16 protein-coding genes are annotated in these 17,377 nt (G+C 58.4%); 6 read left to right on the top strand and 10 right to left on the bottom strand.

Translation table 11 applies throughout. The annotated features are described in order from the left end of the window. Positions 1-43 precede the first annotated feature (43 nt). Positions 44-511, bottom strand: coding sequence for a YcgN family cysteine cluster protein (locus tag A9404_RS02875; RefSeq protein WP_066098491.1), 468 nt, complete (start codon positions 509-511; stop codon positions 44-46). Between the two features lie 15 nt (positions 512-526). Further along, a complete protein-coding gene (locus A9404_RS02870; protein WP_066098489.1) occupies positions 527-730 on the bottom strand; it encodes a hypothetical protein in 204 nt (67 codons plus the stop codon). Between the two features lie 209 nt (positions 731-939). On the opposite strand from A9404_RS02870, the gene A9404_RS02865 reads away from it, so the two are divergent. Next, entirely contained in the window at positions 940-1,653 is a 714-nt protein-coding gene (locus A9404_RS02865) for a YebC/PmpR family DNA-binding transcriptional regulator (protein ID WP_066098487.1), read from the top strand. 79 nt (positions 1,654-1,732) lie between these two features. Here the strand turns inward: A9404_RS02865 and A9404_RS02860 are convergent, their stop codons facing one another. From A9404_RS02860 to A9404_RS02850, 3 genes are all read right to left on the bottom strand, one after another. Continuing rightward, the gene (locus A9404_RS02860; RefSeq protein ID WP_066098485.1) at positions 1,733-2,035 is read right to left on the bottom strand and encodes an antibiotic biosynthesis monooxygenase family protein; all 303 of its coding nucleotides are present in this window, start codon (positions 2,033-2,035) and stop codon (positions 1,733-1,735) included. Between the two features lie 158 nt (positions 2,036-2,193). Beyond that, positions 2,194-4,776, bottom strand: coding sequence for a bifunctional aconitate hydratase 2/2-methylisocitrate dehydratase (gene acnB / locus A9404_RS02855; protein ID WP_066102669.1), 2,583 nt, complete (start codon positions 4,774-4,776; stop codon positions 2,194-2,196). Between the two features lie 172 nt (positions 4,777-4,948). Further along, a complete protein-coding gene (locus A9404_RS02850) occupies positions 4,949-5,530 on the bottom strand; it encodes an NUDIX domain-containing protein (RefSeq protein WP_066098484.1) in 582 nt (193 codons plus the stop codon). Positions 5,531-5,620: 90 nt separating this feature from the next. Here A9404_RS02850 and A9404_RS02845 point away from each other — a divergent pair, with 90 nt between their 5' ends. Continuing rightward, positions 5,621-5,914: a hypothetical protein gene (locus A9404_RS02845; RefSeq protein ID WP_066098482.1), complete on the top strand. Its 294-nt coding sequence runs from the start codon at positions 5,621-5,623 to the stop codon at positions 5,912-5,914. Positions 5,915-5,942: 28 nt separating this feature from the next. Here A9404_RS02845 and A9404_RS02840 read toward each other — a convergent pair whose 3' ends face one another. Together A9404_RS02840 and ettA are read right to left on the bottom strand one after the other, a co-directional pair. Further along, positions 5,943-6,758, bottom strand: a complete 816-nt coding sequence (locus A9404_RS02840) for an HDOD domain-containing protein (protein WP_066098480.1) — start codon at positions 6,756-6,758, stop codon at positions 5,943-5,945. An 87-nt stretch (positions 6,759-6,845) separates the two neighbouring features. Further along, a complete protein-coding gene (gene ettA, locus A9404_RS02835) occupies positions 6,846-8,510 on the bottom strand; it encodes an energy-dependent translational throttle protein EttA (RefSeq protein ID WP_066098478.1) in 1,665 nt (554 codons plus the stop codon). A gap of 57 nt (positions 8,511-8,567) precedes the next feature. Between ettA and A9404_RS02830 the strand changes: the two genes are divergently transcribed. The 3 genes from A9404_RS02830 to A9404_RS02820 all read left to right on the top strand — a co-directional run bounded on the left by A9404_RS02830 (position 8,568) and on the right by A9404_RS02820 (position 12,635). Further along, a complete protein-coding gene (locus A9404_RS02830) occupies positions 8,568-10,544 on the top strand; it encodes a VWA domain-containing protein (RefSeq protein ID WP_082922681.1) in 1,977 nt (658 codons plus the stop codon). Between the two features lie 107 nt (positions 10,545-10,651). Further along, on the top strand, positions 10,652-11,857 hold the full coding sequence (locus tag A9404_RS02825; RefSeq protein ID WP_231880937.1) for a hypothetical protein: 1,206 nt from the start codon (positions 10,652-10,654) through the stop codon (positions 11,855-11,857). 94 nt (positions 11,858-11,951) lie between these two features. Beyond that, positions 11,952-12,635: a thioredoxin fold domain-containing protein gene (locus A9404_RS02820; protein ID WP_082922680.1), complete on the top strand. Its 684-nt coding sequence runs from the start codon at positions 11,952-11,954 to the stop codon at positions 12,633-12,635. A gap of 70 nt (positions 12,636-12,705) precedes the next feature. Here A9404_RS02820 and murB read toward each other — a convergent pair whose 3' ends face one another. Both murB and A9404_RS02810 read right to left on the bottom strand, forming a co-directional pair. Next, positions 12,706-13,785: a UDP-N-acetylmuramate dehydrogenase gene (gene murB / locus A9404_RS02815; RefSeq protein ID WP_066098470.1), complete on the bottom strand. Its 1,080-nt coding sequence runs from the start codon at positions 13,783-13,785 to the stop codon at positions 12,706-12,708. Continuing rightward, positions 13,782-14,702, bottom strand: a complete 921-nt coding sequence (locus A9404_RS02810; RefSeq protein WP_066098468.1) for a glycosyltransferase family protein — start codon at positions 14,700-14,702, stop codon at positions 13,782-13,784. Before A9404_RS02810 ends, murB begins: the two co-directional genes overlap by 4 nt. Before the next feature lie 146 nt (positions 14,703-14,848). Here A9404_RS02810 and metG point away from each other — a divergent pair, with 146 nt between their 5' ends. Beyond that, positions 14,849-16,918, top strand: coding sequence for a methionine--tRNA ligase (gene metG / locus A9404_RS02805; RefSeq protein ID WP_066098467.1), 2,070 nt, complete (start codon positions 14,849-14,851; stop codon positions 16,916-16,918). 129 nt (positions 16,919-17,047) lie between these two features. On the opposite strand, the gene ccoS is transcribed toward metG, so the two are convergent. Beyond that, positions 17,048-17,260 carry a cbb3-type cytochrome oxidase assembly protein CcoS gene (gene ccoS / locus A9404_RS02800; RefSeq protein ID WP_066098466.1) on the bottom strand — a complete coding sequence of 71 codons (213 nt, stop codon included), beginning with the start codon at positions 17,258-17,260 and terminating at the stop codon, positions 17,048-17,050. Positions 17,261-17,377 lie beyond the last annotated feature (117 nt).

The raw sequence follows: 17,377 nt of genomic DNA, 5'->3' as shown, positions 1-17,377 counted from the left end.
ACCGGTCAGTAGTCTGCCATGCCGGGTCCGATGGCGACTCGGTTTAGTCGCTTTCTTCCATCGGCCAATCGACGATATGCTCCGGCCACTGTTCCTCGGCCAGATTGGCCACATGACGCGCCCTGCCCTGCACCGAGTAGCCGGATTTTCTGGCCGAATCGGGATCACCCGTCACCAGCGGGTGCCATGCCGGAAGGTCCCGGCCCTCGGCGAGACGCCGGTAGGCGCAGGTGGCCGGCAACCAGTGGAATTCCTCCAGGTCTTCAGGCTTGAGCCAGACGCAGGTCGGCACCAGTTCATGACGTTGTGTGTAGTTCCCACAACGACAGGTACCCATGTCCAGCAGATCGCAGGCCAGATCGGTGTAGTACACCATGTCATCGGGATCGTCCTCGTCGCTCAGCTTTTGCAGGCAGCACTTCGCGCAGCCGTCGCAGAGCGACTCCCACTCGTCGGGCGTCATCTCGGAAAGGCGTTTTCGGCGCCAGAATGGGCGATCGTCGTCGGTCATGTTTCTTGAAGGAGGTTATTGCTGTTCGGCCTGTTTGAGGCGCTGTTCCTGAAGTTTCTGCGCGGCATCCAACTCTTGTTGAGCTTTATCCATATCCTGTTTCGCGGCTTTGGCCGCCTGCACTTCGGCCGTGGCCGTGGTTGCCGTTCCCCCTGCGCCGCAAGCGGAGAGCAAAAGCGACAGCGCGAGGGCTGAAAGTGCGTAAATTGAGATTTTCATCGATCGTTCACTTCCTTACTTGAATCGAACGGCCATTCTCGCATAACGCGCCGGACGTTCATTACGTCATTCCGATTAGGTTGGGAATTACCAGAAGAAAAGGCACATCAGCGCTTTGTCGTCGTTGCTTTATCGGACATTTCGACTCGCCCGAGCGTTTGGCTTTGCGGTACCATTCGCGCACACGATTTTCCGGAGCAAGAACCGTCATGGGCAGAGCCTATCAGAACCGTAAAGAATCCATGGCCAAAACGGCAGACGCCAAGGCCAAGGTCTACAGCAAATATGGTCGCGAACTTTATATGGTGGCCAAATCCGGGGGTACCGACCCCAATGGCAACCTGGCTCTGCGCAGCATGATCGATCGCGCCAAGAAGGATCAGGTCCCGGCGCACGTGATCGAGAAAGCCATCGAGAAAGCCAAGGGCGGTTTCGGCGAGGACTACGTGCCGGCCCGCTACGAAGGCTTCGGTCCCGGTGGCGTCGTCGTGCTGGTCGATTGCCTGACGGACAATCCGAACCGGACCATCGGCGACGTACGCAACTGCTTCACCAAAACCAAGACGAAGCTGGGCACGCCGGGCACCGTCATGCATCAGTTCGACCATGCCGCCATCTTCGTGTTCACGGGCAAGGAAGACGAAGTCCTCGAGGCCCTGCTCATGGCCGATGTCGACGTGACCGACATCGAGAGCGACGGCGACAAGGTCACGGTATTCGTGCCCAACACGGAGTACAACAATGCCCGTCAGGCCTTGATCGCTGCCTTCGGCGAGCTCGATTTCGATGTGGATGAGATTCAGTTCGTGCCGAAAACTTCGACGCCCATCAGCGGCGACGACGTCGCGACGATGGACAAGCTGTTGGATATGCTGAACGACGTCGAAGACGTGCAAAACGTCTATCACGATGCCGTGTATTGAGCTTTTTGCGGGCTGATCGAGGTCCGCGTCAATACGTTTTGACTAGCGAGGCCGGAACGGCCTCACCCGTTCCGCTCTCTTAGAGCACCATCTCGAACCCTTCAAACTGCGGCGGACCGAGATAAAGATCCCGACTTCCGCCCGCATTGGCGTGGGCAGCGCGAAATGCTTCAGAACGGGTCCAATTGCCGAAATCCTCGGCGGACTGCCACAGCGAGTGCGAGGCGAACAGGGTCGCAGTTTCGTCCGTGGCGCCCTGGAGAAGATTGAACTCCTTGAAGCCTGGCACCGCTTCCAGGTGCGAATTCCGATTTTTCCAGATGTCGATGAATTCCTGTTCGCGGCCTTTGGCCACACGGAATCGGTTCATGGCGATATACATGCGTTTTTAGCCTCTGAGTTTAGGTTTGTCGGTTGTCGCGTCCAGCATCAATGATTCTGATCATCAGTGCGTCTTGGATAGTAGGTAGTGTTCGGCCCAAAAACAAACGCCCGATCATGATCGACCGGGCGTTTGGCTTGTGAGCAGGTGGGCTTTATTTATGCAATGACGACGGGAATCTCCTTGATCATCTGCAATCCTTTCGTGGCTTCCTTCTGGTATTCCGCAATTTCATTGAAGTTGAGGTAGCGGTAGATGTCGTCGGCCAGCGGCTTGAGACCGGCAACCTGTGCCTGATATTCCGCGTTGGTCGGCAGGCGGCCCAGCAAGGCGGCCACGGCGGAGAGTTCGGCCGAGGCGAGATAGACGAACGTATCCTTGCCCATGCGGTTCGGGAAGTTGCGGGTGGACGTGGAGACCACCGTCGCGCCATCCGCAACACGTGCCTGGTTACCCATGCATAGCGAGCAGCCGGGCATCTCTGTCCGGGCGCCTGCCTTACCGAAGATGCTGTAATAGCCTTCCTCGGTGAGTTGGTGCTCGTCCATGCGGGTTGGCGGGGCGATCCACATGCGGGTGGGTACGGCGCCCCCATGAGCTTCGAGCACCTTGCCCGCCGCACGATAGTGGCCGATGTTGGTCATGCACGAGCCGATGAACACTTCGTCGATCTTGGCGCCCTGTACTTCAGACAGCGGCTTGATGTCGTCCGGATCGTTCGGGCAGGCCAGCAGCGGCTCGGTGATGGTCGCGAGGTCGATTTCGATGATTTCGGCATATTCCGCGTCGGCATCCGGTTCCAGCAACTCGGGATTCGCAAGCCACTTCTCCATGGCTTCGATGCGGCGCGCCAGCGTGCGCTTGTCTTCATAGCCGTTGGCGATCATCCATTGCAGCAGGGTGATGTTGCTCTTCAGGAATTCGATGATCGGTTCCTTCCCCAGACGCACGGTGCAGCCGTTGGCGGAACGCTCGGCGGAGGCATCGGCGAATTCGAAGGCCTGTTCGACCTTGAGGTTCGGCAAGCCTTCGATTTCCAATACACGGCCATTGAATACGTTCTTCTTGCCCTTCTTCTCGACGGTGAGTAGCCCGCGCTGGATGGCGACATAGGGGATCGCGTTGACGAGGTCGCGCAAGGTGATGCCCGGCTGCATCTCGCCCTTGAAACGCACCAGTACGGATTCGGGCATGTCGAGCGGCATCACGCCCAGCGCGGCGGCGAAGGCGACGAGGCCCGAGCCGGCGGGGAAGGAAATGCCGATGGGGAAACGGGTGTGCGAATCGCCGCCGGTGCCGACGGTGTCGGGCAGAATCATCCGGTTCAGCCAGCTGTGGATGACGCCGTCGCCCGGACGCAGGGAAACCCCACCACGGGTGCTGATGAATTCCGGCAGTTCATGCTGCAGGGCGATGTCGACCGGTTTCGGGTAGGCGGCGGTATGACAGAAGGACTGCATGACGAGATCGGCGGAGAAGCCCAGGCAGGCAAGCTCCTTCAGTTCGTCGCGGGTCATGGCACCGGTGGTGTCCTGGCTGCCGACGGTCGCCATGCGCGGCTCGCAGTAGGTGCCGGGTCGTACGCCCGTCACGCCGCAGGCCTTGCCGACCATCTTCTGGGCCAGCGTGTAGCCCTTGCCGGTATCGTTCGGCTGGACGGGACGACGGAAGATGTCTGAGGTGGGGAGGCCCAATGATTCACGAGCGCGATCGGTCAGCGCCCGACCGATGATGAGGGGAATCCGGCCGCCGGCACGGACTTCATCCGGCAACGTGGTGGGCTTGAGCTCGAATTTCTCGATGACGGTGCCATTCTTGACGATTTCTCCGGCATAGGGACGAATCGTGATCACATCGCCCGTTTCGAGCTGATCGACGCTGACCTCGATCGGCAGCGCACCGGAATCCTCGGCGGTGTTGAAGAAGATCGGTGCAATCTTGCTGCCGAGGATCACGCCGCCGGTCCGCTTGTTCGGCACATGGGGAATATCCCGGCCGATGTACCACTGGACGGAGTTGATTGCGGACTTGCGCGAGGAGCCCGTGCCGACCACATCGCCTACATAGGCGATCGGGTAACCCTTTTCCTTGAGGGTTTCGATGGTCTTCAGGCCATCGGGCATTTTGCTGCCCAGCATGGCCAGCGCGTGCAGCGGAATATCCGGCCGGCTCCAGGCATCCTGAGCGGGCGACAGATCGTCGGTATTGGTTTCGCCCGGCACCTTGAACACGGTGACGGTGATTTCTTCGGGCAATTCGGGCTTGTTGGTGAACCAGTCGGCCTTGGCCCAGGATTCGATGACCGTTTTGGCTCGGGCGCTACCGGCACGCATCTTGTCCTCGACGTCACGGAAGGCGTCGTAAATGAGGATGAGGTTGGACAATGCCGCTACGGCGGCATCACCGACCACGTCATCGTCCAGAAGTCCGATCAGCGGGTCGATGTTGTAACCGCCCATCATCGTGCCGAGCAGGCGCACGGCCTCGACACGGTCGATCAGCGGCGAACTGGCTGCACCCGCGGCTACGTCGGCCAGGAAGGCAGCCTTGACATAGGCAGCCTGATCCACGCCCGGCGGTACGCATTCGCTCAGGAGATGCAGCAGCTCAGGCGCGGAAACATCCTTGGGCGGGTTCTTGATGAGCTCGATCAATTCGGCCGTTTGCTCTGCCGTCAAAGCCTTGGGCGGAATGTTCTGCGCTTCACGTTCGCGTAGGTGGCTTTGGTAGGCTTGGAGCATGTCGATGTCCTCAAAAAAATACAGCGGTACAAGAATTACAGGTGCGTCGACGTAGCGCATGAAGCCACGACCGTCGCACGAATATTAATCATGATTAATCTAGATCGATTAATCCAGTGGGGACGTTGTTTTCAGGCAATGGCCGAACGCGATCGCCGACGTAGCGGGTTCATTAGTCGACAAATCGAGCCCGGTGCCGCGACAACCACTGAAGCGCAATGATTGGTGCGGCTGAACAGATCGTCCCCTGGTCGACCCGGTTCAGGGCCTCATCCAGGGACATAGTCAGCACTCGGATATCTTCGTTTTCATGCGGCAATCCATGAAACCCGGAAGCTTCCTCACTGTCGACCAGTCCGAGAAATAGATAGATGCTTTCCGTCGTGCCGCCCGGGCTGACCCAGTAACGGGTGATCGGAAACAATCGGTCCGTGGTCAGGCCGGCCTCTTCCTGCATCTCTCGATGGGCAACGCCTTCCACCGATTCATCGATCTCGATCATTCCCGCAACGATTTCCGTCATCCAGGGGCCGCCAGTGGCCTCCAGCGCACCTGGGCGGAACTGCTCGAGCAGGACGACGCGATCGCGCTTCGGATCATAGGGCAGGACAGCAACCGCATGACCGCGTTCGAAAATTTCGCGATCAACCGCTCCGGACCATGTTCCGTCATAGCGCTCGAAACGCAGACGGTAGCGATTGAGGGCAAAAAAGCCCCGATACAACGGGTCTATTCCGAAAAGTTCATACTGCATTCACGACCTCACCACGTCTTCCCTGCTCGAATGCGCTACGCTTAGCGGGTATCCGTATTGTCAAATTCATGTCCACAGCTGAGTCCAGAAATGCCCCAATCATTGATTTCCCTGCTCGAGCCACTGATCGGCCAAATCTTTCAGATCGACGGCAAAACGGGGGTTCTGATCGATGTGCTGGTCGATCCGCCCGCCCTGGTCCTGCGGGATATCACGGAAACGACCGAGGTCCGCCTGGATTATCTGGGGCGACCTCAAGCCGCGAGCACACCCAACTGGACGCTTAGTCTGTATGGCGAATCGGGGAACGTGCTTCACCCCGATTTGCAACGTCAGCTTGAGCCCGAACTGGCTACGGCTTTGAATCGGCTGTTGGCGGATTGATAGAGGCGCCATCGTGATCCGGCGACGGTCATAGACCTTCAGTCAAGGCACGAATGGCATCATCCAGTTCCTGGTCGATCATGCTCACGCCCAGATCGACGCCCAATTTTTCTGCCGCCGCGATGGGGCGTCCGTCCGGTGCTTCACTCAGACCCCGCGCCTGGGCAATCGCGACGATCACCACATCGGCGAAGTCGGGTCCGCCCTCGTGGGTGTAGGCCAGATTACCGCATTCGCGAATCACCATCTCAAACAGCGGCGGGAAGTCCCATGCCTGCATGATTTTGGCGCCGAGCCGGGGCTGCAGGCTGCGTACGAGTTCGTCCAGGACTGCGGGAGCTTCCTGGAGTTTCGGAATGTCTTCTGCAACGGCAATGACGGGAATGCCGCCAACCCCATGCAGCAGACCGGCCAATAGTGCCTGGTCGGCGTCGAGCTTGCTGTGGCGGCGGGCGATCAGTTGCGAGAGTGCGGCAATCTGAGCCGAAAAAGACCACAGGTCCTGCATGGCCTTCTTGATGCTCGGGTGATGTGCCGTGAACAGCTGCTGGGTCGACAGGGATATGATCAACTGACTGACGGTGCGCATGCCAAGACGCGCCACCACCTGATTGAGGTTGTCCATTTTCTCTGCGCCGCGATACATGGCGCTGTTCGCCACCTGGATGAGTCGGGCGGCAATGGCCGGATCCTGGGATACGATGTCGACAAGTTCGTGCACCGTGCTGTCGGGTGACTCGGCGATGCGACGTGCCCGCATGGCGATGTCAGGCAATACCGGCAGTGCAATGCCCTTTTCCATAATTCTGTTGATGATGGCCTGTTCGAGGGCGGGGTTCGTCATAGCTTAAAATCCTGCTTCATGAGTCCGATATCCGGATGCATCTTCCCTGTCTCGTGCGGGTTGCGCTGCCATTGAACACACCTTTGATCAAGCCAGCCGCGTGTACTTGATACGCTTGGGTTGATCGGCATCGGAACCGAGTCGCTTGTGTCGGTCCACCTCATAGTCCTGGAAGTTGCCTTCAAAGAACACGACGGATCCATCGTCCTCGAAAGCCAGGATATGCGTGGCGATCCGGTCGAGGAACCAGCGATCGTGCGAAATCACCAGGGCGGAGCCCGGGAAGTCCAGAATCGCCTGTTCCAGGGCACGCAGGGTTTCGATATCCAGGTCGTTGGTCGGCTCATCGAGCAGCAATACGTTGCCACCGGCTTTCAGCAGCTTGGCGAGATGCACACGATTCCGTTCCCCACCGGACAGGTCCTTCATGAATTTCTGCTGGTCCTGGCCCTTGAAGTTGAAACGGCCCAGATAGGCGCGCGACGGCATTTCGTACTTGCCGACCGTGATGTTGTCGTAACCGCCGGATACCTCTTCCCAGACGGTTTTCGTACTCACGAGATCGTCCCGCCCCTGTGCGACATAGGAAATCTGTACCGATTCACCCAGGGAAATCTCGCCACCGTCCGGCTTTTCCTCGCCGATCAGCATCTTGAACAGTGTGGATTTACCGACGCCATTCGGGCCGATGATGCCGACGATGCCCCCCTTGGGTACGGAGAACGACAGGCCCTGGTACAGGACGCGATCACCGAATTTCTTGGTCAGATCCGTGACCTCGATGACCTTGTCGCCCAGACGCGGTCCCGGCGGAATGTAGATTTCGTTGGTTTCGGAGCGCTTCTGGAATTCTTCGGATTGCATTTCCTCGAATCGTGCGAGACGTGCCTTGGACTTGGCCTGACGGCCCTTCGGGTTCTGTCGGACCCACTCCAGTTCCTGTTCCATGGCCTTGCGTTTGGCCGACTCGGTCTTTTCCTCGAGGGCCAGGCGCTTTTCCTTGCTTTCAAGCCACTGCGAGTAATTGCCCTCGAAGGGAATGCCTTGACCGCGGTCGAGTTCGAGGATCCAGCCGGCGACGTTGTCCAGGAAGTAACGATCGTGGGTGACCGCTACAACCGTGCCGTTGAATTCCTGCAGGAAGCGCTCCAGCCAGGCGACGGATTCGGCGTCCAGGTGGTTGGTCGGTTCATCGAGGATGAGCATGTCCGGATTGGACAGCAGCAGACGACACAGGGCGACGCGACGGCGTTCCCCCCCGGAAAGCCGGGTGACGTCGGCATCCCAGGGCGGCAGCCGCAATGCATCCGCGGCAACTTCGAGCTTGCGGTCCAGATCCCAGCCGCCACCGGCGTCGATCTTGTCCTGCAACTCGGCCTGTTCGGCCAGCAGCGTATCGAAATCGGCATCGGGATTGGCGAATTCGTTACTTATTTCATTGAAACGCTCAAGAAGTTGGGCCATCTCGCCGACACCATCCATGATGTTGCCGCGCACATCCTTGGCTGGGTCGAGATCCGGCTCCTGAGGAAGGTAGCCGATATTGATGCCCGGTTGGGGCCTGGCCTCGCCGACGATGTCCTTGTCGACACCGGCCATGATGCGCAGCAACGTGGACTTGCCCGCCCCGTTGTAGCCCAGAACGCCGATCTTGGCGCCCGGGAAGAAATTGAGGTATATGTCCTTGAGAAGGAATTTTTTGGGGGGGACGAGTTTGCCGACCCCGTTCATTGTAAATATGTACTGCGCCATACAACCTGTGTTTTCTGAGTAAAATGTTCTGACATTATCGTTCAGATCGAGGGACAGATGCCAGTATCGCATGAGATGAGGACGAAATACTTGAGCCGTAAACGTCTTACCGGACTGCTGTTCCTACTTGTGCTCCCCGTGTTGTCGGTTCAAGCGCAAACGCCCCCGGAACTCCATGTCCTGATCGACGTGTCCGGCAGCATGAAGCAGACCGACCCCACGAATCTGCGTCGTCCTGCATTACGGTTACTCGGCGATCTGCTCCCCCCATCCGCGCGCATCGGCATCTGGTTTTTCGGTGATCGGGTCACATCCGTCTTGAGTACGCAGCCCGCCTCCGATCTGACCAAGACCCGAGTACACAACACGGCCGGAAAAATCCGATCCAACGAGCCGTTTACCGATATCCCGGATGCCCTGACTGCGGCGGCGGCCTCCTGGGATACGGGGACCGATCGGAACATGCTCCTGCTCTCGGACGGTATGGTCGATATTTCCAAGGACAAAGCGGTCAATGAACAGGCCCAGCAACGACTGCTCGATAAGATCATTCCGCGTTTACAGAGCGCCCATATTCGTGTTCATACCATCGCCTTGTCGAAAGATGCAGACAGCAAGCTATTGCGGGAGATCGCCGATCGAACCGGCGGCATATTCGTTGCCGCCGATTCGGCCGAGGCCCTCCAGCGTGCCTTTCTCAAGATCTTCGAGGCGGCAGCGCCGCGTGACGGCCTGCCCCTCAAGGACAATAAGTTCATCGTCGACAAGTCCGTCAAGGAGCTGACCATTCTGGCTTTCCGGGACAAGGCGGATACGCCGAACAGTCTCAAAACGCCGGATGGGACGCTGGTGACGGAACAAACCAGCCGCAGTTTGCCGAACTGGCGCTGGGATGCCAGTGGGGGGCGTGACCTCATTACCATCGACCAACCACAGCCGGGGGAATGGCAGATCATTGGCGCCAAGGATCCGGACAATCGGGCACTCATCATCACAGACTTGAAACTGAACGTGACTTCGATTCCGACGCGCGTTTATCCGGGCGAGCAGATAAACAGCACCTTGCAACTCACCAATCATGATGTGCCGGTCACGCAACCCGATCTGACGCAGGTCATCAAGGCCGTGGTTCAGGAGCGACGGGGTGATGAGGTCATCCAGTCAATTCCCCTGAATGACCGCGGCGCCGATCCAGACATTGTCGGCGGCGATGGAAAGTTCGATTATCAGTTGAATCTGATCGATCCTGCTGGGGTATACAGCCTGGTGGCGACGGCCGAGAGCCCCACCTTCCAGCGAACCTGGCGACAGAACTTTGCCATGGCCCCCCAGGCGCCGATCTCGTTTAAATCACGAACCGTTACCGAACCCGTTTCTGCGGCAGCTACAGGCCCGGCAGTCGCAAACGCCCCTTCAGGCTCGACCGCGCTTGAGACGCCCGCCCATGTCACCCCGGCTCATGTTGACGGGCATGGTCAGAAGCCGGCCAGGGTTCCGGCTAAAAATCAGCCGGTTCGGGTGCTGGAAATTACCCAGGACCCTACGGTCGTCATGCCGGAGCGAAGCGTGGTCGATGGTCAGTGGACTTGTGAAGCATCCCCAACGGGTTCTGCTGTGGATAGTCATGGCAGCGCAGAAGGGCATGTTGTTCCCTCACCTGCCGGACCGAGGATCGAAAAGGTCCATTGGGTGCTCGACAAGACCACAATGACCGTGCCTGTTCCTACGCCGGTGAATCGTAACTGCCAGTTCAGCGGAACGCTGACGGCTGAGCTGACAACCGAGCGATCCATGAGGTTGCAGTTATTGCCGGTGTCGGTTCCTGCCTTGGTTTCCACTGCCCCGAAATCCGAACACCCTGACGCCCACCAGGTGCATGAGACAGCACGGTTGCCGCGTAAAGGTCCCAATTGGCTGTTGATCGGTGCCGTCAACATCGGTCTGGCTTTGGTGATCATCATTGGTCTGCTTCTCTGGCGCCGATCCACGAAAATCACAATCAATCAATTGCTTGCCGAGGCTAAAACAGCATGACTACGCCCGATACCCATTCTGCGGCTTCCGGTTTCTCCTGGTTTCTGAGTGCGGACTGGGCCGTGCTTGCCTCCGAGCTGGCGGGTTTGTTCCTCCTCTTCGCACTGGTGGTCGGCATTCTTGCCTGGCGAGGCCGCAGGCGGAGAATCCAGGCGGCGCGCGCGCTCATCGACGAGCGAGATAATCTGGCCGAGTCGGCGACTGACACTTTTAGTCAGCACATGGCGGCCCTGTTGCCGGAAGCCTCGATCGGGGATGAGCTGCTGGATGACTACCAAATGCGTAGCGAGGAGTTGATCAACGAACTGGTGGCCCCTTGGCTGGAGCCTTCCCCGAAGGGGCTGCAAAGTGCGGTTCGTGCCGTCATGGGCATTCGTCATACGGATTTGCACCAGATCGCAGCCCTCTTTCGCGCCAATCAGCCGGAACCCGTCGTGGCAACCAGCAATGAGCAAGCCGAGGAAAAGCTGGCTCAGTTGAAAACCGACTTTGTCGCCTTGCAAAAGGCTGAAGCTGAACGTTCCGCACAACTGGCCGAGGCCCTGAAATCGGTCAGCATCATTGTCAGCGAATATGGTCGTAAGTTTGGGGTTGAAGCGGATTACCGGGTGCCGCAGATCCTGCGCACCCTCATCTATCTCCAGGCGATTGATAACGGGATGGATCACGATGCGGCCATGGAGCAGGCAGATGCCGCGCTGGTCGACGGGATCACTCTCGGTGAAGAGGACATTGCGCAGGCTGCGCCAGCGCCGACGCCCCAGCCACCCGCTCAACCAGAGAATCCGATCTCCGAAAAAACCCAGCCTCAGCCGGACAACCAGCAGCCAGCCCAAAACGCCGATGTCGATGATATCGATGCGCTGATTGCGGCCGCAAACGTACCGGCGCCCGCACAACCGAAGGCCGAAATGGAACCCACGCAGGGCGATGTGGTCTCAGGTGAGTCGATTGCAGCGTCGGAATCCTCTCCCGCCCCGGAGTTTTCCGCAAATGAGGCGGTGCTATTTTCCGATGATCTGGGTGAAGTCATTGCGGACGAACAGGAAACGGAGGCCCTTCTTGCCGAGGACGAAACCGCTGAGGCCGATACACCTGCCAAACCGGTAGCCCAAATCGACCTGGACGAGATCGAACTTCCGGATCCACCGGCTTCAGCCGATGGAGAATTGCCCTTCGAGCTGAATCTCGACGATATTGATGCCTTGCTTGATGCGGAAATCGCCAAGCAGCAATCCAGTATTGAGGCGCCTGATGATGCGCCGCCGCTTTCGGATGACGATCTGGATCTCAGTAAAAAGCCGCCCGTGTGATCGACTGACGCTCAGGGGATCGCGTGAGGGAACACGCCCGCCGATCTTCAGCGATCGGCCCTTGCCTACTCATTCCATTCAGGGTTTTTGATTGATGCGTGTTTTGTCCCTTTCGTTGTTTAGCCGGCGTCTTCTGTCAATGCGCCTATCCGTCCTTTTCTTGATGCTTGCTGCCCTGCTTCTTCAGACGCAGGTTGCTATTTCCGCGACACAAACCGATACGATCTCCGTGCCCAAGAGCCGTCAGGTGGCTGTTCGTCTCATGGCTGATCTCGCGGATGCTTCATGGATCAAGGATGGTACGGGTGACCAGATCGTCTACATGTTCTTCGATCCGAACTGTCCCTATTGTCACCGTGTTTACGATTCGTTTGAAAAGATTCGCAAGGATATGCCGAACTTGCAGTTCCGCTGGGTGCCGGTCGGCATGCTGACACCGTCGTCAACCACTAAGGCCGCTGCGATTCTGCAGGCCAAGGATCCCTTGAAGGCGTTTCAGGAAAGCGAGAACAACTACGGATTCCTGGATAGCGGCAGTGGCGGCGGTATCGAGCCGGCAAAGCATGTATCTAAGAAATCGGAATCGATGTTGCTGGAAAACTTGTCCATTCTTCAGGGCGACAATCTCTACGCGATCCCGATCATTGTCTTCCAGGCGGACGATGGGTTGCCCTTTTACTTTTCGGGCGCGCGGCCGGAAGCACAACTGCGGGGGATACTGAAGCACGTGGCCCACGGATCCTATGGTGGCGGCAAGGCGATCGAGCCGCAATCCTGATCAAGCCGGCCGGATCTGACCAAACCAGGCTGTGGCGGGCGCTATCCGGGTTGTCCGTAATCGACTCGGACTACTGCCAGATCAAGGGCTCCGGTTCCAGCCGGACGCCAAATTGACTGTACACATCCGCCTGTACCTGTTGGGCCACGTCCCACAGAGCCTGGCCGGTTGCCCCACCGTGATTGACGAGCACCAGTGCGTGAATTTCCGACATCCCGGCGGCGTCCACCGTCTTGCCTTTCCAGCCCGCCCGCTCAATGAGCCAGCCGGCTGATAGCTTCACGCGTTCCTGAGTGTCTTGAGGGTACTGGGGCATATCCGGCCAGCGTTCAGCCAGATTGGCTGCCAGTTCACGGGCCACGATCGGGTTCTGGAAAAAACTGCCCACACTGCCGATGGTGTCACTACGCCAATCCGGGAGTTTCTGACGACGAACATCCGTCACGATGGTCGCGAGTTCCGCTGGTGTGAGGCCATGTGCCGCACGCTCAACCGACTCGAGATAACGCGCTGCCGCCGATTCCAGGCCCGGATAACCCAAATGGGGCCAATCCCTCGGCGCGTGCTTGCTCAAGGTTACCCAGATACGCAGAACCAGCCAGCGACCGGGTTCTTCCTTGAACCGGCTGTGTCGGTAAGAGAGTCCGCACTCTTCTGCACGCCATACGACATATTCCTGTTTGTGACGATCCCACAGGGCGACAGCGTCGAGCACATCCGAAATCTGAACGCCATAAGCGCCGACATTCTGGATCGGGGCGGCACCCACGGTGCCCGGGATTTCAGCCAGACGCTCCAGGCCGTACCAGCCTTGTGCGGCTGTCCAACGGACCCATTCATCCAGTCCGACACCGCCATCCGCGAAAACCCGCACGCGATCTCCGAGGTCGATGGCACCGTATGTGCTCGTGCCCAAGGACATGGCCTTGCCGACTTCCGTTCGAACGAAGAGTATGTTGCTGGCCCCGCCCAATACCAGTGCCTCGGGGTCGGCAAGCCATTCGTCGCGAACCCAGCGCTGAGAGAAAGCGCTGGGTGCATCGACGATTCTGAGCAATTCCCGTGCTCGTACGGGCAGATTCAGCGTATTGGGAATCGGCGCATTGATAAGTCGGTCGACGCCGGAACGAGAGACGGAATGGGCGTTCATGGATCCTGACGATGTCGGTTCAGCACCTGGACGATGGATTCGGCCACGATATGGGGCTCGTTGAAAGGCGGCCGGTCGATGTTGATGATTTTCTGCCTGGCCCAGTGGGTGGAGATCACGCCCTGGCTGCTGGCTTGATCGGTTGGACACAGGCAAAGCCCGGGGCGGCCCAGGGCAGCAGCCAGCCACGCCGTACTGTTGATTCCGGTGAGCAGATAGCGCGCATCTTCAATCAAGGGCCAGTGACCCAGCAATTGGGTCGCTTCATCCAGATCCGGATTGGCGTAGTCCAGACAGGCAATGGATAGCGGCGCATCGGCCAGCCGGTTCCGAAATTGAAGTTTTTCATCTTCTGTCCATGGCAGGTTGCGCATATCGACAACGATATCCGTCTCCGTCGGCGCATCGTCGGATTTCGGCAGGAAGCCATAGTCGGGTTCGAGATCATGGAGGGAATAGCCAAGTTCGGCGGCGAACAACACGCGCAGTGCCTGCACGGGATGGAGTTCGGGGGGGATCGGAAAAACCGAAGCATAGTCCCGATTCAATCGGGGGCGATCCAGGCGCGATACGCCAACGCGTCGCCCGGGCCGATTGCGGATGGTTGCCCGGCTGACCGGGCTACCATACGGATCGATCCAGGATGTCGACTCATCCTTCAAGGCGTCTCCAAGCTGATGTTGGAGCTCGGCGCGTACGCGCCAATACTTTGGCGACCAGAACGGTTTGAGCCAGGCGTCTTCGTCGATGTCGATATGTCGGGCGACGGCCGGATGCCTACGCATGCACGCATTGATTCCCTTGGAACCAATCAGGGTGATTTCGAGGCCGGGTACCGCCTTCTTGGCATCCGTGAATGCGGCCCATAAGGGAATGACTTCTGCGGGATTAGGGACCAGGCTGACTAATATCTGCATGCGTGACTCAACAATCCATTGTGCGGTTGTTCGGGGGTTGGTGCACTGATGGCAACAAAAAAGCTTGATCTGCGACCCTGAACCGCGCTCAAGCATGACCTCATGCTAAACTTCGCAGCCTGGTTTTCCTAGAAGTTTAGCTATACATGACGCGTCGAATCCTCGTTACCTCCGCCCTGCCCTATGCCAATGGCCCCTTGCACCTTGGCCATATCATCGAAACCATCCAGACGGATATCTGGGTTCGGGCACAAAAACTGTTTGGTAATGAATGCCGATACGTGTGTGCCGACGATGCCCATGGCACGCCCATCATGCTAAAGGCACAGCAGGAAGGCATTACGCCCGAAGAACTGATTGCCCGCATCAGTGCCAGCCATCAGGCCGATTTTGCCGATTTCCAGATTGGATTCGACATATTCCACAGCACGCATTCCGAGGAAAACCGGCGGATGTCCAGCGACATCTTCCAGCGACTGGAAGCTCGGGGTCTGATCACCCGGCGCACGATCAAGCAGGCCTACGATCCGGAAAAGAACATGTTTCTGCCCGATCGGTTCATCAAGGGCACCTGCCCCAAATGTGGTGCCGCAGACCAGTACGGCGACAATTGCGAACATTGCGGCGCCACCTACAGTCCGACCGAATTGAAGGACCCGCGCTCGGTCCTTTCCGGAGCCACGCCGGTCGAGCGGGATTCGGAGCATTACTTCTTCGATCTCCCGCAGATGGAAACGCAGATCAAGCAATGGCTTTCCGAGGACCGGGTGCAACCCGCGATCCGAGCAAAATTGCAGGAATGGTTCGATTGTGGATTGCAGCCCTGGGATATTTCTCGTGATGCCCCCTATTTCGGGTTTGAAATTCCGGGCGCCCCCGGGAAATTCTTCTATGTCTGGCTGGATGCGCCGATTGGTTATATTGGCGCCTTTCTCAAAATGGCCGAATCCGCCAATCTGGACTTCGTCGATTACTGGGGGCCGGAATCCGAAGTCGAGTTGTACCATTTCATCGGCAAGGACATTGCCTATTTCCACACCCTGTTCTGGCCGGCCATGCTGATGGGCGCCGGTCTGCGTACTCCTACTGCGGTGAACGCGCATGGATTCCTCACGCTGAACGGGGAGAAAATGAGCAAATCCCGGGGAACGTTCATCCAGGCTCGAACCTTCCTGAACCACTTGGACCCTCAGGCGCTTCGCTATTATTTCGCCGCAAAACTGAGTGCCGGTATCGACGATATCGATCTGAGCCTGGATGATTTCCGATTGCGGGTGAATGCAGACCTGGTCGGCAAGGTGGTCAATATCGCCAGTCGCTGCGCCGGGTTCATTCACAAGCAGTTCGATGGCCAACTGGCACCCCAGCTTGCGGATCCCACCCTTCAGGATTATCTCGTGGCCGCTTCGGATTCCATTCGACAGCGGTATGAGCGTCGTGAGACGGGACAGGCCATGCGCGAGATCATGGCACTGGCTGATTTCGTCAATCAGTACATCGACGAGAAAAAACCCTGGGCCATGGCCAAGTCGCCGGAGACGCAGCCAGCTGTACAGGGCGTCTGTACGGATGGGTTGAATGCCTTCCGGATCCTGATGACCTATCTGACGCCGGTACTGCCGGCAATGTCGGCCCAGGCGGCCCGATTCCTCAACCTGCGGGCTCTGAATTGGTCCGCTTTGGATGTCCCGTTGGTGGCTCGCCCAATCCATCCGTATGAAGCGTTGATGACGCGCGTCGAGCAGACCGCGACTGATGCCCTCCTGGCCGCGACGAAAGCGGAAGCCGCGGCTCTGGCGAGTGCTTCCGGAGGTCAAGCCAAGGGGGCGCCGGATGCCGCTGCTGGGGATGCGGCGAAACCCGCAACGACGATCGATCCAATCGCTGAAGAAATCGGCATCGAGCAGTTTGCTGCCGTCGATCTGCGCATTGCCCGGATTGTCAGCGCAGAGCATGTCGAGGGTGCCGATAAACTGCTGCGGCTGCAATTGGACATCGGCGGCGGTCAGACCCGCCAGGTATTTGCCGGCATCAAATCCGCCTATGCACCGGAAGATCTCGTGGGTCGGCATACGGTCATGGTGGCGAATCTCAAGCCGCGCAAGATGAAGTTCGGGATGTCAGAAGGGATGGTGCTGGCTGCCGGTCCAGGCGGCAAGGATCTCTTTATTCTCAATCCGGATGAAGGTGCCCAACCGGGTATGCGGGTGAAATAAACCCGATTGGTTTGCGCCTAGAAGCCCGGTCATCGACCGGGCTTTTTGATATCCACCGCTGTCGGCTCGAAGCCGGTTGATCGTCGTCGATCATTCCGCTCGGACGAGTGTGCAGACGCAATCGTCAGGTTACTTTCGGTTGTTCGTTGTCGTGGTTTTGTCCTCGGCGTCGCCTGCATTGCTTTGTGTGGGAATCCGTGGATCGTCGTCATCGAGCAGGATACGATGCGCCGGGCCGTCCATGTCCTCGTACTGATTGTTGCGTATCGCCCAGAACGCGGCCCAGACAAGAATCCCGGCAATGATCATGCTCAGAGGAACGAATAAATACAGAACGCCCATGGGGTTGCCTCTTCTCGTGGTTCGATGATGGCGTTGTGCGCTGAGCCGGGAATACGACAACACCGCCAAGCCTTACGCCTAAGATACCCTTTTCGCGTACAGGTTCAAAAAACCCGC

The organism is Halothiobacillus diazotrophicus (genome assembly GCF_001663815.1).
Classification (GTDB): domain Bacteria; phylum Pseudomonadota; class Gammaproteobacteria; order Halothiobacillales; family Halothiobacillaceae; genus Halothiobacillus; species Halothiobacillus diazotrophicus.
The sequence above is the reverse complement of the archived record's forward strand: the minus strand, read 5'-3'. Positions and strand labels throughout refer to the sequence as shown.

Coding starts and splice junctions, on each gene's coding strand:
- A9404_RS02875 (WP_066098491.1), bottom strand. CDS start 511: ATGACCGACGACGATCGCCCATTCTGGCGCCGAAAACGCCTTTCCGAG.
- A9404_RS02870 (WP_066098489.1), bottom strand. CDS start 730: ATGAAAATCTCAATTTACGCACTTTCAGCCCTCGCGCTGTCGCTTTTG.
- A9404_RS02865 (WP_066098487.1), top strand. CDS start 940: ATGGGCAGAGCCTATCAGAACCGTAAAGAATCCATGGCCAAAACGGCA.
- A9404_RS02860 (WP_066098485.1), bottom strand. CDS start 2,035: ATGTATATCGCCATGAACCGATTCCGTGTGGCCAAAGGCCGCGAACAG.
- acnB (WP_066102669.1), bottom strand. CDS start 4,776: ATGCTCCAAGCCTACCAAAGCCACCTACGCGAACGTGAAGCGCAGAAC.
- A9404_RS02850 (WP_066098484.1), bottom strand. CDS start 5,530: ATGCAGTATGAACTTTTCGGAATAGACCCGTTGTATCGGGGCTTTTTT.
- A9404_RS02845 (WP_066098482.1), top strand. CDS start 5,621: ATGCCCCAATCATTGATTTCCCTGCTCGAGCCACTGATCGGCCAAATC.
- A9404_RS02840 (WP_066098480.1), bottom strand. CDS start 6,758: ATGACGAACCCCGCCCTCGAACAGGCCATCATCAACAGAATTATGGAA.
- ettA (WP_066098478.1), bottom strand. CDS start 8,510: ATGGCGCAGTACATATTTACAATGAACGGGGTCGGCAAACTCGTCCCC.
- A9404_RS02830 (WP_082922681.1), top strand. CDS start 8,568: ATGCCAGTATCGCATGAGATGAGGACGAAATACTTGAGCCGTAAACGT.
- A9404_RS02820 (WP_082922680.1), top strand. CDS start 11,952: ATGCGTGTTTTGTCCCTTTCGTTGTTTAGCCGGCGTCTTCTGTCAATG.
- murB (WP_066098470.1), bottom strand. CDS start 13,785: ATGAACGCCCATTCCGTCTCTCGTTCCGGCGTCGACCGACTTATCAAT.
- A9404_RS02810 (WP_066098468.1), bottom strand. CDS start 14,702: ATGCAGATATTAGTCAGCCTGGTCCCTAATCCCGCAGAAGTCATTCCC.
- metG (WP_066098467.1), top strand. CDS start 14,849: ATGACGCGTCGAATCCTCGTTACCTCCGCCCTGCCCTATGCCAATGGC.
- ccoS (WP_066098466.1), bottom strand. CDS start 17,260: ATGGGCGTTCTGTATTTATTCGTTCCTCTGAGCATGATCATTGCCGGG.